This is a genomic window from Granulicella paludicola (genome assembly GCF_025685545.1).
Classification (GTDB): domain Bacteria; phylum Acidobacteriota; class Terriglobia; order Terriglobales; family Acidobacteriaceae; genus Granulicella; species Granulicella paludicola.
Genome location: NZ_JAGSYC010000016.1, coordinates 58,555 through 73,283, shown reverse-complemented (window position 1 = coordinate 73,283; position 14,729 = coordinate 58,555). Strand labels below are relative to the sequence as shown.

Annotated in this window: 16 protein-coding genes and 4 tRNA genes; 6 read left to right on the top strand and 14 right to left on the bottom strand. The window is 58.7% G+C overall.

Annotated elements, in window-relative coordinates:
- The 7 genes from OHL14_RS01475 to OHL14_RS01445 all read right to left on the bottom strand — a co-directional run.
- Positions 1–120, bottom strand: a 120-nt coding sequence (locus tag OHL14_RS01475) for a GTP-binding protein (RefSeq protein WP_263377530.1), incomplete at its 3' end; no start/stop codon positions are given.
- Between the two features lie 96 nt (positions 121–216).
- Complete coding sequence (locus OHL14_RS01470; protein ID WP_263377529.1) at positions 217–570, bottom strand: hypothetical protein; 354 nt, start codon at positions 568–570, stop codon at positions 217–219.
- A gap of 42 nt (positions 571–612) precedes the next feature.
- A tRNA-Gly gene (locus OHL14_RS01465) sits at positions 613–687 on the bottom strand.
- Positions 688–726: 39 nt separating this feature from the next.
- Positions 727–801: transfer RNA gene (locus OHL14_RS01460), tRNA-Thr, on the bottom strand.
- Between the two features lie 304 nt (positions 802–1,105).
- Positions 1,106–1,192: transfer RNA gene (locus OHL14_RS01455), tRNA-Tyr, on the bottom strand.
- A gap of 163 nt (positions 1,193–1,355) precedes the next feature.
- Positions 1,356–1,431: transfer RNA gene (locus OHL14_RS01450), tRNA-Thr, on the bottom strand.
- A gap of 105 nt (positions 1,432–1,536) precedes the next feature.
- Positions 1,537–1,998, bottom strand: coding sequence for a DUF3617 domain-containing protein (locus OHL14_RS01445; protein ID WP_263377528.1), 462 nt, complete (start codon positions 1,996–1,998; stop codon positions 1,537–1,539).
- Between the two features lie 286 nt (positions 1,999–2,284).
- Here OHL14_RS01445 and OHL14_RS01440 point away from each other — a divergent pair, with 286 nt between their 5' ends.
- The 5 genes from OHL14_RS01440 (at position 2,285) to OHL14_RS01420 (ending at position 7,612) form a co-directional block, all read left to right on the top strand.
- A complete protein-coding gene (locus OHL14_RS01440) occupies positions 2,285–3,277 on the top strand; it encodes a CsgG/HfaB family protein (protein WP_263377527.1) in 993 nt (330 codons plus the stop codon).
- 84 nt (positions 3,278–3,361) lie between these two features.
- Entirely contained in the window at positions 3,362–4,252 is an 891-nt protein-coding gene (locus OHL14_RS01435) for a hypothetical protein (protein ID WP_263377526.1), read from the top strand.
- An 18-nt stretch (positions 4,253–4,270) separates the two neighbouring features.
- Positions 4,271–5,314: a hypothetical protein gene (locus tag OHL14_RS01430; protein WP_263377525.1), complete on the top strand. Its 1,044-nt coding sequence runs from the start codon at positions 4,271–4,273 to the stop codon at positions 5,312–5,314.
- A gap of 95 nt (positions 5,315–5,409) precedes the next feature.
- Positions 5,410–6,957, top strand: coding sequence for a PQQ-dependent sugar dehydrogenase (locus OHL14_RS01425; RefSeq protein WP_263377524.1), 1,548 nt, complete (start codon positions 5,410–5,412; stop codon positions 6,955–6,957).
- A gap of 118 nt (positions 6,958–7,075) precedes the next feature.
- Positions 7,076–7,612 carry a hypothetical protein gene (locus OHL14_RS01420; protein ID WP_263377523.1) on the top strand — a complete coding sequence of 179 codons (537 nt, stop codon included), beginning with the start codon at positions 7,076–7,078 and terminating at the stop codon, positions 7,610–7,612.
- Here OHL14_RS01420 and OHL14_RS01415 read toward each other — a convergent pair.
- The 7 genes from OHL14_RS01415 to OHL14_RS01385 all read right to left on the bottom strand — a co-directional run bounded on the left by OHL14_RS01415 (position 7,609) and on the right by OHL14_RS01385 (position 13,417).
- On the bottom strand, positions 7,609–7,992 hold the full coding sequence (locus OHL14_RS01415; RefSeq protein ID WP_263377522.1) for a DUF3037 domain-containing protein: 384 nt from the start codon (positions 7,990–7,992) through the stop codon (positions 7,609–7,611). The genes OHL14_RS01420 and OHL14_RS01415 overlap by 4 nt on opposite strands.
- Positions 7,970–8,818 (bottom strand): HipA family kinase, encoded by an 849-nt coding sequence (locus OHL14_RS01410; protein WP_263377521.1) that lies wholly within the window; start codon positions 8,816–8,818, stop codon positions 7,970–7,972. The genes OHL14_RS01415 and OHL14_RS01410 overlap by 23 nt, the downstream gene beginning before the upstream one ends.
- The gene (locus OHL14_RS01405) at positions 8,793–9,473 is read right to left on the bottom strand and encodes a PspA/IM30 family protein (protein WP_263377520.1); all 681 of its coding nucleotides are present in this window, start codon (positions 9,471–9,473) and stop codon (positions 8,793–8,795) included. Before OHL14_RS01405 ends, OHL14_RS01410 begins: the two co-directional genes overlap by 26 nt.
- A gap of 61 nt (positions 9,474–9,534) precedes the next feature.
- Positions 9,535–10,977, bottom strand: a complete 1,443-nt coding sequence (locus OHL14_RS01400; protein WP_263377519.1) for a flotillin family protein — start codon at positions 10,975–10,977, stop codon at positions 9,535–9,537.
- A 128-nt stretch (positions 10,978–11,105) separates the two neighbouring features.
- Positions 11,106–11,732 carry a hypothetical protein gene (locus tag OHL14_RS01395; protein WP_263377518.1) on the bottom strand — a complete coding sequence of 209 codons (627 nt, stop codon included), beginning with the start codon at positions 11,730–11,732 and terminating at the stop codon, positions 11,106–11,108.
- Positions 11,729–12,283, bottom strand: a complete 555-nt coding sequence (locus OHL14_RS01390; protein ID WP_263377517.1) for a helix-turn-helix domain-containing protein — start codon at positions 12,281–12,283, stop codon at positions 11,729–11,731. Before OHL14_RS01390 ends, OHL14_RS01395 begins: the two co-directional genes overlap by 4 nt.
- A 129-nt stretch (positions 12,284–12,412) precedes the next feature.
- Complete coding sequence (locus tag OHL14_RS01385; protein WP_263377516.1) at positions 12,413–13,417, bottom strand: M23 family metallopeptidase; 1,005 nt, start codon at positions 13,415–13,417, stop codon at positions 12,413–12,415.
- A 265-nt stretch (positions 13,418–13,682) separates the two neighbouring features.
- On the opposite strand from OHL14_RS01385, the gene thiL reads away from it, so the two are divergent.
- Positions 13,683–14,714, top strand: a complete 1,032-nt coding sequence (gene thiL / locus OHL14_RS01380; protein ID WP_263377515.1) for a thiamine-phosphate kinase — start codon at positions 13,683–13,685, stop codon at positions 14,712–14,714.
- Positions 14,715–14,729 lie beyond the last annotated feature (15 nt).

Genomic DNA, 14,729 nt, shown 5'->3' with positions numbered 1-14,729 from the left:
GTTGTGCTTGGACAACACCTTCGTGATCGCCGCCGTCAACGTCGTCTTACCATGATCGATGTGCCCGATCGTTCCAACGTTTACGTGAGGCTTACTACGGTCAAATTTTTCCTTCGCCATGACTACTCACTTTCTCCTGATAGGTCTAACAAAACTCTACTTACAAAATTTACCCGATGACAAGTGTATCGGGAGTTACAAGACCGCGACTTCGTTTTAGTAGTACGCGTAAATCTTGAAGTACTTGTCGCGCAGGCCCAGTTCCACTTTTTCCAGCGAGGCGAGGTAAAACTCACGCACCTGACCCTGATCGCCATCCGAAAGGCTCGCATACTGCGCTGCCGTTTGCGGTCCCAGCTTGCCGGCCTTCGCCACAGCCTCAAAATCGCGTATGCGGAGCTTACCCTTTTCGAGCGATTTGAGGAAGCCTTCCACATTACCTGCAGAGAACTTGCTTTCGATCACGCTCTTCACTGCGCCGAATGTGGATGCGTCTGTAACTTCCATTGCTGGACGCTCATAGAGTGCCGTAGTGCGATCTACCTGGTAGCTTGTGTTTTCCTGCGCCATGTTGGCCTGAGTCCTAAATCGGGGGATGGATATTCTGGAGTCTGGAGCGGGAGACGGGAATCGAACCCGCGACCAACAGCTTGGAAGGCTGTGACTCTACCACTGAGTTACTCCCGCAACATCAGCTATCAGCCAAGACGCCTCTAGCTAAAAATCTGGAGCTGATGATGGGGCTTGAACCCATGACCTCTCCCTTACCAAGGGAGTGCTCTACCACTGAGCTACATCAGCCTTCTTGAAACCTTCAACGTGCCCTGCCGAGCTACTTCAGCAACCTGCGTTGATCCGCATCGTTCGTCGCTGAATACTCCGCGTTCGCAGGAACGCCTTCACTACTGTACCGCGTTCGCATCCAGGTCAACACAATTCGAACTGCGAAAAAACCTAAGAGCAACCACGTTACATATTGCATCCTGCCTGGCTCCATCGTCTGCCAGACAAGTACTGCCAACACCACGAGTACGGCTAATGACGTAACCAACCGTCCTTTGCCTCGGGGGCTCATGTCCATGGCACCCTCCTCGCTACAAAAAAGTGGTGCACAGGGAAGGATTCGAACCTTCGTAGCGCATAACGCGGCAGATTTACAGTCTGCTGCCATTAACCACTCGGCCACCTGTGCATCCGGCCTGCTCATCGCACCTTCTGCTGCCAGCCCACCAACCATGCAATTCCCTGCGCGAGACTTGCCCGCACAGCTACCTGCCAAGATTGTGGATGGCGAACACTGCAAGAGGGTGAAGACTGGCAGGTACAACCAAACTCATCGCGCCGTGGGCAGAAACTGGAGCTGGCGAAGGGATTTGAACCCCCGACCGCCTGATTACAAATCAGGTGCTCTACCAGCTGAGCTACGCCAGCCCACACAACACGCTTACGTCCGTGAACCTCACAAACGTATGTATCGACTCTACCACAGGCCGGGGCCTCGGAAAACCCCGACCTGTTCCACAAACTGGACGCCTTCTAGTGGACGAGCTGCGGCTTGTCCGGCGTGATGCCGCCACAATCTGTCGAGACAAAGCTGGCAGTGAAAGTGGAATCGGAGATCGTTGAGCTGCCCGCGCTCAGGTGCATGGTTCCATGCGTGGCCTCGGGGCTGTCGAAGATCATCTCGAAGCGCCCGGTCTCCTTGCCGCCACGACAGCTAAGGTCGAAAGAATAACCCTTGTCCGTTATCGAGACATTCGTGTGGATGCAGTCTTTCTGCTGCGCAGTTGCCATCCCTTTTGCGTAGCTTTCAGGAGTGAGGCAGCTATGCACCTTGTTCGAACGCGGGCCCATAAAAGGCAAGTTGGGAATGTTCATCTTCACAGTGCTGGAGGTCTCCCACAATCCCATTTTGATAGGTGGCGCAGCGGGTGTCTGGAAGAGTGTGGTAACAAGAAACCCGGCGACGATGCCGGACTTTGCCACGAAAAAACTCATAACGTCTCCTTAGCATGATTGGGATAAGCAGAAGAACGTGGGCCCGGAATCTCGCGGCAAGTATGACAGCAAATGAGTGTCGTTCCGAACCTTTTTTCACTTCGCGATGCGATGAATTCAGGGAAATGTTGTGATTGTCCCGTAAACGCGAGGTGGTTATAATTCCTCCCAACTCGCCACCTTCTCTTCCGCTGTAGTGCGCTGCACGCAAGAGCAGTTGCTGCATGATCTCGGGCCCCGAACCACATTTCAGAAAAAGACTTGGGTGAAAACCCAGGAGGGACCCATGCGTAAGATTTATGCCATGCTCGCGTTCGGCGCCATGCTCACTGTGCGGCCCGCAAACGCTCAGAAGCCGAAGGTTGCCGTCATGGACTTCGGCTACGGAACCGTGAAAACCACCGTTGCTGCCATCTTCGGAACAGACCAGGACATTGGCAAGGGTATCGTCGATCAGCTCATCAGCCAGCTGCTTGAAGCCGGGCAATATCGCCTCATCGAGCGGTCCGCTCTGGACAAGATCATCAAGGAGCAGAACTTCTCGAACAGCGACCGCGCCGATGCCGCTACCGCTGCAAAAATTGGCGGCCTGCTTGGAGTCGATGACATCATCGTCGGCGATATCACCTCCTTCGGTACCGACGACAAGCACTTCGGCGCAGGCGGTGGCGGCGGGACCTGGTACGGCAAGGGCGGCTTCGGTGGTCTCGGCATCAACAAGAACAAGACCATCGTTGAAATTACGGCACGCATTGTGAATGTGAACACGGGCGAGATTCTCGCCTCGGTGAAGGGTTACGGCGAGACGCAGAAGTCAGGCCTCGGCATCGGCGGCGGCGGCTCGTCGGGCTGGGGACGTGGAGGCGCAGGCGGCGTCGATATGGGCAGCAGCAACTTTCGCGAGTCGCAGATAGGCAAGGCAACAGGAATTGCAGTCAAGCAACTCGCGGACAATCTGGATGCCAAAGCCAGTCTCATTCCGCCGCCCGCAGCAAAGCCTGTCGCTGCTTTGCCACCGCTCGATGGGCTGATTGCCGACGCCTCTACGGGCGACATCATCGTGAACGCAGGATCGAACGCAGGTATACAGGTTGGCGACAACCTCTTCGTGAAGCGTGTCGACCGCGTCATCAAGGACCCCGTTACAGGCAAACCGATTCGTTCGATCGAGTCTGTAGTAGGAACGCTCAGCATCACCAGTGTCGATGCCGACTCCGCTGTCGGAAGGTTTTCTGGCACGGGCAAACCGAAGATTGGTGACCATGTGAAGCGACAGTAAATGCTGAGGAATCGAAGTAAAGCCCCGGAGACACCGGGGCTTTGCTCTTGGGGACGCGGTGCCCGAAATGGTAGGATGAGCCGCATGGCGAACCCTGCTGGGGTAATGCGATGCAGGCGGACATGGACTGGTTCTCTGCCTCTTCTTCTGATCTGTATCGTTGGTGCTCTGCGATTAAGCGCGCAGGCAGCGGTCACCTCTGACGACGGCCCGCTCCAGACAAACACGGATGTCGCGCGCGTTCGCATGATCGGGAACGATGACATCCTCAAGATGGCGAGGGCCGGTCTCAGCGACGACATACTTGTGCAGACGATCCAGAGCAAGCCAGGACACTACGACACCGCTCCAGACGATTTGATCGCGCTGAAAACGGCAGGTATCTCTGACCGCGTGATCTCCACAATGGAGGCGCACGGAACGGGGCTGGTAATGCGGCCCAGCAAGACTGCGGTTGAGATTAGTCCTCTCGTAGCGGGTGTGGACGAGATCGGGGTCTATTACAAATCCACGAAAGGCGAGCAGGCTGGACAATGGCTGCCGCTGCAGACCGAGCGCGTCGTCTTCAAGTCAGGCGGCGCGGCCAAGAGCATCCTCACGCACGGCATCATCAGCAAGGACATGAATGGACACCTGACCGGGCCGACGTCCGCACTGAGTCTGCCCACAGGCGTGGAGATCCTGATCTACGCACCACTCGGCACCGATGCCAATGAGTACGACTTCCTGCGGCTTCAGGAACATAAGGACAACCGGGAGTTTCGCACGCTGACTGGTGGCGTCTTCCACTCCGAGAGCGGGGCTGAGCGCAACGAGCTCGAGTTTCATCCAAAGAAAATCGCCACGCAGATGTACACCTTTACCGTTCCGGCCGACATCGAAAAAGGCGAGTACGGCGTTCTCCCTCCAGGCTCCGCCAACACGCAGGGGCTGGCAGGAACAGGCAAGATCTTCACCTTCGCGATTCGCGAGTAGACGAGACCCGTACACATTATGCGCAAGCGCACGCTCATCCCCCTCCTGATCGCCGTAGTCGTCTTCGCCGCCCTCGGCATGATGTTTTTTCTGCGTGCCAAGGCCCCGCCGGAGGCCGCAAGACTTCTGCCTGAGTCCGATGCCATCGCCTTCGTGAATCTGAAAACACTGCGCGCAGCCACGCACTTCGATAAGTCGCCAACGGCTCGCAGCGCGGACTTTCAGCATTTCATCGATGCCACAGGCATTGTCCCGGAGCGCGACATCGACTCTGTCGCCTTCGCCTTGCATAAGGTGCCGACGCTTGAGAACGGTGTCCGTGCTGCTGACCTGTTTTCTTCCGAAGTGCTGATCGGTCGCTTCGATGGAGAGAAGCTCGGCAAGTACCTCGCCAGCATTGCAAGCGCCACGGAGATGTACGCCGACCACACCCTCTACACCATCCAGATGGATGGGCAGGTACTCCGCGTAACGCAGCTGACGTATGACAGTATCGCTGCGTCGAACATGCCGACCACGGAGCAGATTCATGCGATGCTCGATCGCTCGCGCGCATCTGCGCTCGGCACCCCGGGGTGTTCGCTGCTCGCGACACGCTTCAAAGAGGTGCCACTGCTCTCCGAAGCATGGGCGATCGGGCACATCGGCCTTCCCTTCGCTCGCAACGGTGCCATCTCGGTGATGGGGCTGGAGCTACCGATTGCGGCCGACAGCGATCTGGTGGCAAGCCTGCGGTACTCGCCCGCTCAGCGAATGCTCGCGGGCGGTGCCGTCCAGTTGCGCGTCGAGGAGATCGCCCCGACTGCGATCGCTGCCCAAACGACAGTCGATTCGCTGAATACGATGCTCGACCTCCTTCGCGGCATTGGTAGTGCAGAGCCTGCGCGAAACGATGGAGACACTGCTCTCCGGCAGGTCATTGCAGCCACCAAGCTCGTGCAACATGGCGAGCGGGCGGTGCTCGAATCATCTGCGACATTGGAGCAGGTGAAAACGCTTTTCAATGCGCACGATCCTGCCTCGGAAACGCCTCCACAGGCAACTCCGTCAGCATCCAAGTAGAAGCACACATAGGTCTCGCTCCCGCTAACCGCGGAAAGCCAGCTCTGTTACCCCTCGTGCATAATCTTCACGAACGAAATTTCAGGAGAACCAGCATGTCGAAGTCGCTCCCCCTCTTCGCGCTCCTCGCAGCCACCGCTGCATTACCTGCGTTCGCGCAGCAGAAGCCGCTGCTGACTGGGCAGGCCGCCTTCACGGACTTCAACCAGCAGTCGCCCGGCACGCGCCACAAGATTACCGTCGCCGATCTCCCAGCACCGGCCCCCGATGAGGCCGTCAACAACGGTCCGACAATCGTCGCGCGTCCCAAAGGCGCTTGGCCTGTCGCGCCTCCAGGCTTCAAGGTGACGCTCTACGCAGGTGGCGACTTCACACCGACTGCTGCCTCGTCTTCGCAAAATAATCAGGCTCCATCGGTCCCGGTGGCTCCCTCGATGTTCCGTGAGCCACGGCTGCTGCGCACCGCTCCTAACGGTGACATCTTCATGACCGACTCGCACGGAGACAAGCTGTTTGTCATGCGCGGTGTCGGAGCAGATGGCAAAGCAGCGAAGATCTCCACGTTTGCCACGGGCCTCAACCTGCCCTTCGGCATCGCGTTCTATCCCACTGGCCCAAATCCCAAGTGGATCTACATTGGCAACACCGACTCCGTCGTACGCTTCCCGTACAAGTCAGGCGACCTCACGGCGACAGGCCCTGCGGAAAAGATTGTGCCGGAGCTGCCTGGCTTTGCTCAACTGCGCGGCGGTGGCCATTGGACACGCGATGTCGTCTTCACGGCAGAGGCTACCCCAAAGATGCTCGTCTCCGTCGGCTCAGGTTCGAACATCGACGATCCCGACACTACGCCCAAGGAGTTGCATCGCGCGGACGTGCTCGAATTCACGCCCGAAGGCAAATTCCTGAAGGTGTATGCCTACGGCATCCGCAACTGTGTGGGCGAGGCCATCAACCCCGTCACGAAGCAGCTGTGGTGCTCGACCAACGAGCGCGATAACCTCGGCAACCACCTTGTGCCTGATTATGTAACCAGCGTTCCCGAAGGCAGCTTCTTCGGCTGGCCCTGGTATTACATGGGCAATCACAAAGATCCGCGCCTCCCGGTTCCCTGCGCAGACGGCACCGGCATTAATCCGCAGAAGGCTGAGTCGTTGACCTCCGACCAGGCGAAGAACTGCAAGCGTGAGGATATCGTCGCGAAGGTGAAAACGCCCGACGTGCTCGTGCAGCCGCATATGGCTTCGCTGGAGATGGTCTTTTATCCCACCATCGGTGCCCTCGAGTCCATGGGCCACCACGCAGACAAGCCCGGCGCGATACCGACGCAGGAGTTCCGCGTACCTAAGTCGATCTTTCCCGAGTCGTATCGCGGTGACGCCTTCGCCGCCGAGCATGGCAGCTGGAACCGCAAGAACCGCGCCGGCTACGAGGTCATCAGTATTCCGATGAAAGACGGCCATGCCACCGGCGAGTATGACGACTTCCTCACCGGCTTCACCGTAGACGATGGCCACGTGTGGGGCCGCCCCGTCGGCGTCACCGTCGGCAACGACGGCAGCCTCTATGTCTCGGATGATGGCTCGCGGTCTGTGTGGCATGTGACCTATGTGGGTACCAACACCAACACGGCGAGCAATTAGCGTTCACGCAATAAATAAGGCCCTCACGTCAATCTGGCGTGAGGGCCTTGTTGTTTCGTCATATAGGACAGCTGTCGCTTACGAGCTAACGAAAATGCGCGTCTCGCATCCCACTAGGATGAAGAAGACTGTTTCGATGAAGACTCTCTGCCTCAGCCTCGCGCTTCTCGCTTTGCCGCTCACAGCCCTCGCAGGCAATATCCCTGCAGCTACAGGCACCGCCTTGGACGGCCACCCTTTTGTGCTGCCCCGCGACCTGTCTCCCAAGTCGACCATCCTGATCCTGGGCTTCACACAGCACTCGCAAACTGCCACGACCGCGTGGGAGAAAGCTACACGGAGCGCTTTCGCAGGAACAGGAGTTTCGTACTTCGACATCCCATTTCTTGAAGACGCACCAGGCTTCATCCGTCCGATGATTCTTCGCAGCATCCGTAAACAGGTGCCTGAGCCGCTACGACCCCACTTCGTCCCTCTCACCACCGGGCAAACGGCCTGGAAGCAGACGGTCGGTTTCACCTCGGACGCTGCCGATGCTGCCTATGTGCTACTGGTGGATCGCAACGGCGTTATCGTATGGCAGACGCATGAAGTATATTCGCCGGCTCTCTTGGAGCAGCTTTCTCTAGCATCGAAGAAGCTCGACGCCCGTTAGCCGACAAACTCGGCATAGAGTTTTTCCAGCACCAGCTCCGGGAATTCCGTAAGCCCGCTCCGCACCGGCGACACCTGGATCATCGTGTTGCGTGGCACCGTGAGCCAGTGGAAGCGCTCTTTCAGCGAAAGCTTCGCGATAGCTCCGGCAGAGGCCTCTGCGGCGCAGATCTTCGGGATTGCTTCGATATGCCGTTGCAGCGTGGCTACGTCCGCATGAGGCCACAGGCTGAGGATGCGATCCACCGGCAAAGTGACGCGCGCGCCGAGATAGCGCAGCTCCATGGAGCACACGATCACGCCAGCGTTCACAAACTCGTCACGATCGATGCGCGGCACCACACGCACCACCGCATAGTTATAAGACTTCAGCGCGGACACGAGCGATCTCCTCTACAAACGACTTCGATTGATCCAGGCGCGCTGTGAAGAAATCCAGATACGCGGCTCGACGTTCTTGGACTGTGGCCTCACCTGCTTCGCTCACGAGGTACTCATCCGGCACGAGGCCCACGATACGACTCAGTTCGTCGACTGTGAGCTTTTCATGCGCAAATTGCGCGGCATCATCATTCTCGGTGGCCCAACGCAGCAGAATATGCTCGCCGGACTTCGTGAACTTTGAACCGACCTTGTCGGATGCGTGCGGCCAATCGTGGTGAAAATACAGCGAAGCCCCGTGGTCGATGAGCCACATGCAATTCTTTTGCCGCAGCAGGTTCGCGTTCTTCGGCGTCCGGTCTACGTTCATCGTGAATGCATCCAGCCACACCGTGCGCGAGGCCTCTTCTGCAGTCGCCTTATCACCAGCAGCGGCATCGAAGATCGTCGCCTCCGGCACGAACTCCATCCCGACGTTCCAGCCAACAGACTTCTTGAAAAGATCCTGGATCTCCGCGTCGGGCTCGTTGCGACCAAACGCAGCATCGAGATCGATCAGCACAAGCTCCGGCACATGCAGCCCAAGCGAACGCGCAATCTCACCGCTCAGTATCTCTGCCACAAGCGAAAGTACTCCCTGCCCCGCGCCGCGCATCTTCACCACGTACTTCTTGCCGTTGTCCGCCTCAGCGAGGATCGGCAGCGAGCCGCCCTCGCGCAGAGGCAGAATGTACCGCAACGCCTTCACCTTTGGTAGTACCTGCATCTCCATCAGCCCAGTGTAGACCGTGGGACGAACTTCAGCCTGCCTCAAGCATCCGTCCATGCTTCTGCTTCAGCTCCTCGAGCAGCTGCTCAACCTTGCCATCGCGCTCGAGCTTCTGGAACTTATCCTCAAGCGACTCGCCTTCGAGCAGCGTACGGCCTGCATGGTTGTCCGCTTCGGCATTCTGAATCTGCGACTTGAAGCGCCTCAGCGTCGAACTCTTAACAACTGTTCCCTTGCCGCTGTCCATCGCCTTCACAGCCTTCCCTGACATGCGAGCGCGGCGGTGCTGTGCCACGAGCATCTCGCACTGTGCCTGCGTCTCCTTTAGCTTGCCCTGCAGACGTGCATAAGTGGTGCGAAGCGCGGTGGCCTCCGCTGTCTGATCGATGACCTGCTGCGCGAAGCCCGCCGCCATCTCGTCATGACTCAGACCGCGTTCCAAAGCGAGTCGTGCCAGTTCGTCTTCGCCCTTCTTCACGGCAAGCTCCGCCTTGGCACGCCAGCTTGCCGCGCTCTCAGCCTGCTCCTGCTGCCTCTTCTCCAGCAGATGCTGATCAGCAATACCAATGGCCACCTGTGTCTTCACCTGGAGCAACTGATTTTCCATATCCAGCAGCAGCTGCTTCAGCATCTTCTCGGGGTCTTCCGCGCGGTCGATCATGTCGTTCACGTTTGCCCGCAACAGCATCGCTACTCGCTCCATCAGTGCCATATGCTACCTCCTTCGCTACCTAAAATCAGCGGCGCGAGAGTCTCCTCCCATGCCGCCCCAATTACTTCTTACCCGCGTCAATCGTGGGAGCTGAACCGCCATCGCCGTTCGGGCGCATCGCCATCTGCTTCACGTTCGACATCAGGTCGCTCATCTTCATGCCGCTCAGCGCCTCGAACAACGCAGGCACCTGCGCGGCAATCTCCGTCATCTCGCCGGTGAGCTTGTGAGCTCCAACATTCTTACCGTCGCCCGTCGATACGATCGTGATCTTATCGACCTTGCTCAGCGGCTCCGACATCGCGCGCACCACATCGGCCATGTTCGTGATCAGCTTATCGACCACCGCAGCCTGCGACCATTCCTGGTACGCCTCGGCCTTGATGTTCATCGCTTTCGCCTCAGCCTCGCCCTTCTGGAAGATGATCGAAGCCTCCGCCTCGCCCTGTGTGCGGATAGCCTGCGCCTTACCTTCGGCTTCAGCCACAGTACGGGCCTTCTCTGCGTTCGCCATATTCGAAATGCGCTGCGCCTCAATCTCAGACTTCTTCAGCACAGTTGCGATCAACTCCTTTTCGTTACGCAGAATTTCGGCCTCCTGCACCTTGACCTGCGCTTCCTTCTCGATCTGCTGCACGCGGACCTGCTCTGCGATGACCTTCTGCTGCATCACGTTCGTCTGGATCTCGTAGGCCTTATCCGCCTGCGCCTGTTGACGCTGTGCTATCTCGGTGTATTGCGCCTTCTGCACGTCGAGGTCACGCTGCGCCTCGGCCTGCTTGCCCAGCGACATCGTCTCTGCGAGCACACGCTCCTGGTCCGCAGCAGCCTTCGCTACCGCAGCTTCACGCAAAGCAATCGCACGACGAATCGCGGTGTCGCGCTCAGCCTCCGCCGTTGCGATCTCGGCGTCGCGCTTGATGCGTGCGATATCAGGCAGGCCCATGTTCGTGATGTACTCGTTCTTGTCGCGAACCTCCTTGATCGTGAAGCTCACGACGACAAGACCCATCTTGCTCATGTCCTCAGCACAGGTGGCGCGCATGCGCTCTCCGACCATCTCCGGCTCCTTCACGATCTGCTCGACCGTAAGCTGACCGATGATGCCGCGCAGGTGCCCTTCCATCACCAGGCGAATCAAGCCATCGCGCTCCGCAGGTGACTTCGACAGAAATTGCTCGGCCGCTGTCATAATGCTCTCCATATCGGAGCGCACCTTGATCTGAGCCACAGCCTCGACCGTTACGGCAACACCCTGCTTGGTGTACAGATCCTGCGATGGAGCGACATCGAAGCTCATCAGCTCCAGGCTGAGGGTGCGCGTGTGCTGCACCATCGGGTAGATCAGCGCGCCGTGGCCAATGATGACCTTGGGGCCGCCAAAGCCGAAGCGAATAATCGCCTCATTAGGGCCAGCTTTCTTGTACATGCGTGCCATTACGCTGAACAAAAAAAGGATTGCGATAACACCCAACCCAACGTAGATAAGAATCTCGTGCGTCATAAATCCTGCCTCTCGAAAGTTTGAATATCCCAGCTCTGGCCGCACCGTCATCCGCGCTCTTTTGGCGCTCCCGTGGTTTCCGTCCAGCTTTCCAACTCCAGCCGCGTCGTTTCACGCAGCGGGTCTTCTTACCCCTTGCCTTCTCTCTCAAGGTCTTCGGCATGATCCGGCCCATCGGCCAACAAACCATGCTCAAACTCATCCCAGCGCTTCACATACGCAATACCGCGCATGTAGCGCATCACAACAACCTCCGCGCCACGTTCGATCGCTTCACCATCGTCGCTGCGTACCGAAGCACTTCTGCGTGCTCCATTCTGCGAGTAAAGCAACTCGCCAACGCCATGCTTCGGCATCGCGCAGCTCAGGGTGCCGATTACGCCGACGATCTCCGTGTCCGCAGCCTCCAGTGTGCGTTCCCCCGGCATCAGCACAAACGCCAGAAACCAGAACACCAGCGAGGCTCCTGCGATGCCGCTCAGTGAAGAGAACAGCAGCACCAGTCCAAGCCCGAACACGTTGCCGCGATGCAGCAGATACCCGGCACCGCCAAACCAGCACAGGAACGCCACCAGCGTGAATCCGTTGAACGGCGAGGCGCTGCCGGCCTTCATATGCGCCTTCAACGCATGACCGCTGAAGTGGAAGTGACCGACATGCAGTCCACCCGCAAAGAACGCTACAAAACTCAACACCAGACCGACACCGAAACACGTAAGGTAGATTGCATTCCAATCCCATAGACTCGCGTTCATCGAACCACTCCTTTCTTTACAGCCACAACTTTGGGTGCCCTGTGTCTCATTTCTGAAACTTGGGTTGGCTCAACCAAACTCTCGGCAGACGGTCGCAGCAAATCCATCAGCCGCTCAGCCAATCTTGGCGTCTCCAACACGCTTTCCAACAGCAACAGGCAGCCGCGAGAATCTTCATGCCGCGAGATCGCCAACAACGCCCTGCGCAGTTCGTGGTCGCGGCGAAACCGCTCCGCTCCACCGACCAGCCACAGGTCGAGCTTGTCCTCTTGCCCGCGCAGGTCGCTCTGGAGCTCCGGGAAGTAGCCCTCAGGGTCATCCACCAGATAACCGGGATGTACCTTGAAGAACTTCGCAAGCAGTAGCCGCGAGGTGTTTGTCAGGTGGGGGCGAGCGCCGCTTTCGATCTGCGATAGGTAACTCTGGCTGATGGGTGCTTCCATCTCGTCAGCGATCGCACGGACCAGTTCGCCCTGTGTCATCGCCCTGTCCAGGCCGCGCAGACTGCCTTCGACCTCGCGCAGATACCGAATTTTATCGCCGAGCTTCACTCGATGGCGCCTCAGACGCCGTACCGTTCTGTATCACGGATTGCAATAATTATATTGCAATCCGTGATACATATCAAGCAAGAAAAGAGGCAGGCCTTAGTCCGCCTCTTTTCAATCCTGCGCGAAGTCCTACTTGCCGATCGCGCCGCCAAGCTGCGCCATCGTGGTCTGCAGATATTTGTGCGGGTTTACAGCCGTCCCTCGCACCTGGACCTCGTAGTGAAGGTGCGAGCCGGTCACGCGACCGCTATGCCCCACGTAGCCGATGACCTCACCCTTAGCCACGTTCTGCCCTTCGATCACATTGAAGCCCTGCAGATGTCCGTACACCGTCACAATGCCGTTACCGTGATCGATCTCGATCTCACGTCCGTAGCCGTTGCCCATCCCGGCCTTGATCACGCGACCGCTGGCAGGAGCGTGCACCGGCGTTCCGTCTGGGCTGCCGATATCGACGCCCTTATGGAACTCGCCTTCCCCATTACCGAGAACTGGATCTTCACGCTGGCCGAAGCCGCTGTTGATTGGGCCCATGATCGGCCACATATCCGGCACATTCGGGCCGAAGTCTCCCATCGTGACCGAAGCGAAGTCGCCCATCTCGCCTCGTACGCCCAGCGGGGAGTTGGTGCTCTGCCCTCCCAGCGACATCGCCAGCGTGTTGTTGGCGGCGGTCGTTTTCAGCGCGTAGAAGGTGTCCAGCGACTTGTAGTAGCTGTCATCCGAGAAGGTCGACGAGTCGTCCTTCAGCGTCGCCTTGGCAACGTCGGCTGCCGCAGAGCTCTGCTTCTTGCCAAATGGACGAGCGTGCGAAAGCTTGCCCGCCGTCAGGCCATAGATGGCGGAAACTTCGCTGGCGAGCGCGCCAAGACTGGCGGCCTGCACGTCCTTGGCTTTGGCTACAGTCTCCAGGTGTTGGTAGTCCTTGCGGGTGACGGCAAGCTCAGCGTTCAACTTGTTTACGCCCTCAGCCTTTACGGCCATGCGGGCATACGAGCCGGCCATGCCTGCGATGGTAAACATGCCGGTAACCGCCGCAGCGAGGAACACGTACACGTACTTCATCGGGATGGAGACGCGCTCGGCCGAGCCGTCCTTCGCCTGCGAGATGTAAACGATGTAATGTTTGCGCACGAAAAAAATGCCTCTGGCCTGGGTTCTGGCAATATACGCTGCCAGGTAGATACCCGCCGCAAAGACGCCTGACTGCGAGGGGCTCGGACTGCAACCGGACTGGGATCACGGTCTGCAGAAGACTTGCCATACGGAACCCCGCTGGCGATGCTTCGGGGCTTGACCCGGGTTGTGTCACCCGATGCCTTTATCTTAATGGACGTGTCTAAACGGTACAAGTTTCCGTGTCGCGGGCCTATCCCCTGTCCGGGGTATCCTGAATTCCGTGCCCAACCCTCCCGCGCCCATCTCGAAGAAACCGCAGCCTCTCGGCGAACTGGCCCTGATTGCGGCCATTCGCCAACGGGCATCCGGCGCAAAAAGCCCCTCTGTACGGTTGGGGATTGGCGACGACTGCGCAATTCTGGCCCCGCCAGCGCGCCACGAAATCATTGTCACAACCGACTTTTCGCTAGAAGGCCGGCATTTTCGACGCGACTGGCACCCCGCCGCTTCGGTCGGCCACCGAACGCTCGCCCGTGGCCTAAGTGATCTGGCCTCGATGGGAGCCAAGCCGCTCGCGGCCTTCCTCTCACTTGCACTCCCGCGCTCCGTTGCCAGCAAATCCATTTGGATCAACGGCTTCCTCGATGGACTCCTAGCACTTGCGAAGACCCAGCGCGTCCCTCTTGCAGGTGGCGACACCTCCGAATCTCCCTCCGACCACGTCCTCGCCGACATTCTGTTGCTCGGCACCGCTCCCGCAGGCCGGGCTCTGCGCCGCTCAACAGCCTGCCCTGGCGACATACTCTATGTGACCGGGTCTCTCGGCGGCGCGGCCACCGAGCTGGCAATTCTTGCGGCCAACCCACGCAAATTTCGTAAAGCGACTGCCGCAGACGATCATCCCCATCTGTTTCCCCAACCTCGGCTCGCCGTCGGACAGGTCTTGCTGCGGCGAAGGCTTGCCTCCGCCTGCATCGACCTCTCCGACGGCCTCTCCACAGACTTGGCACACCTTTGCGATGAGTCGAACGTCTCCGCAGAGTTCAACGCCGCGAGGCTCCCGCTGCACCCGCTCACGAAGGCTCTTCCCGAAACCGTAGCCCTGCATAACGCGCTGCACGGCGGCGAAGACTACGAATTACTGTTCACGGCTCGCCCCGGCACTCGTATGCCTCGCTCCATCGCGGGAGTTCGCATCACGCCAATCGGCACCCTTGCAGCTGTCAAAAAAGGCACCCCACAGGTTACGCTGGTCGAAGCCGATGGACGGCGCTCCGCGCTCGCTCCCCAAGGCTGGCAGCACCTCAAGTAAACAAACTCACCAACG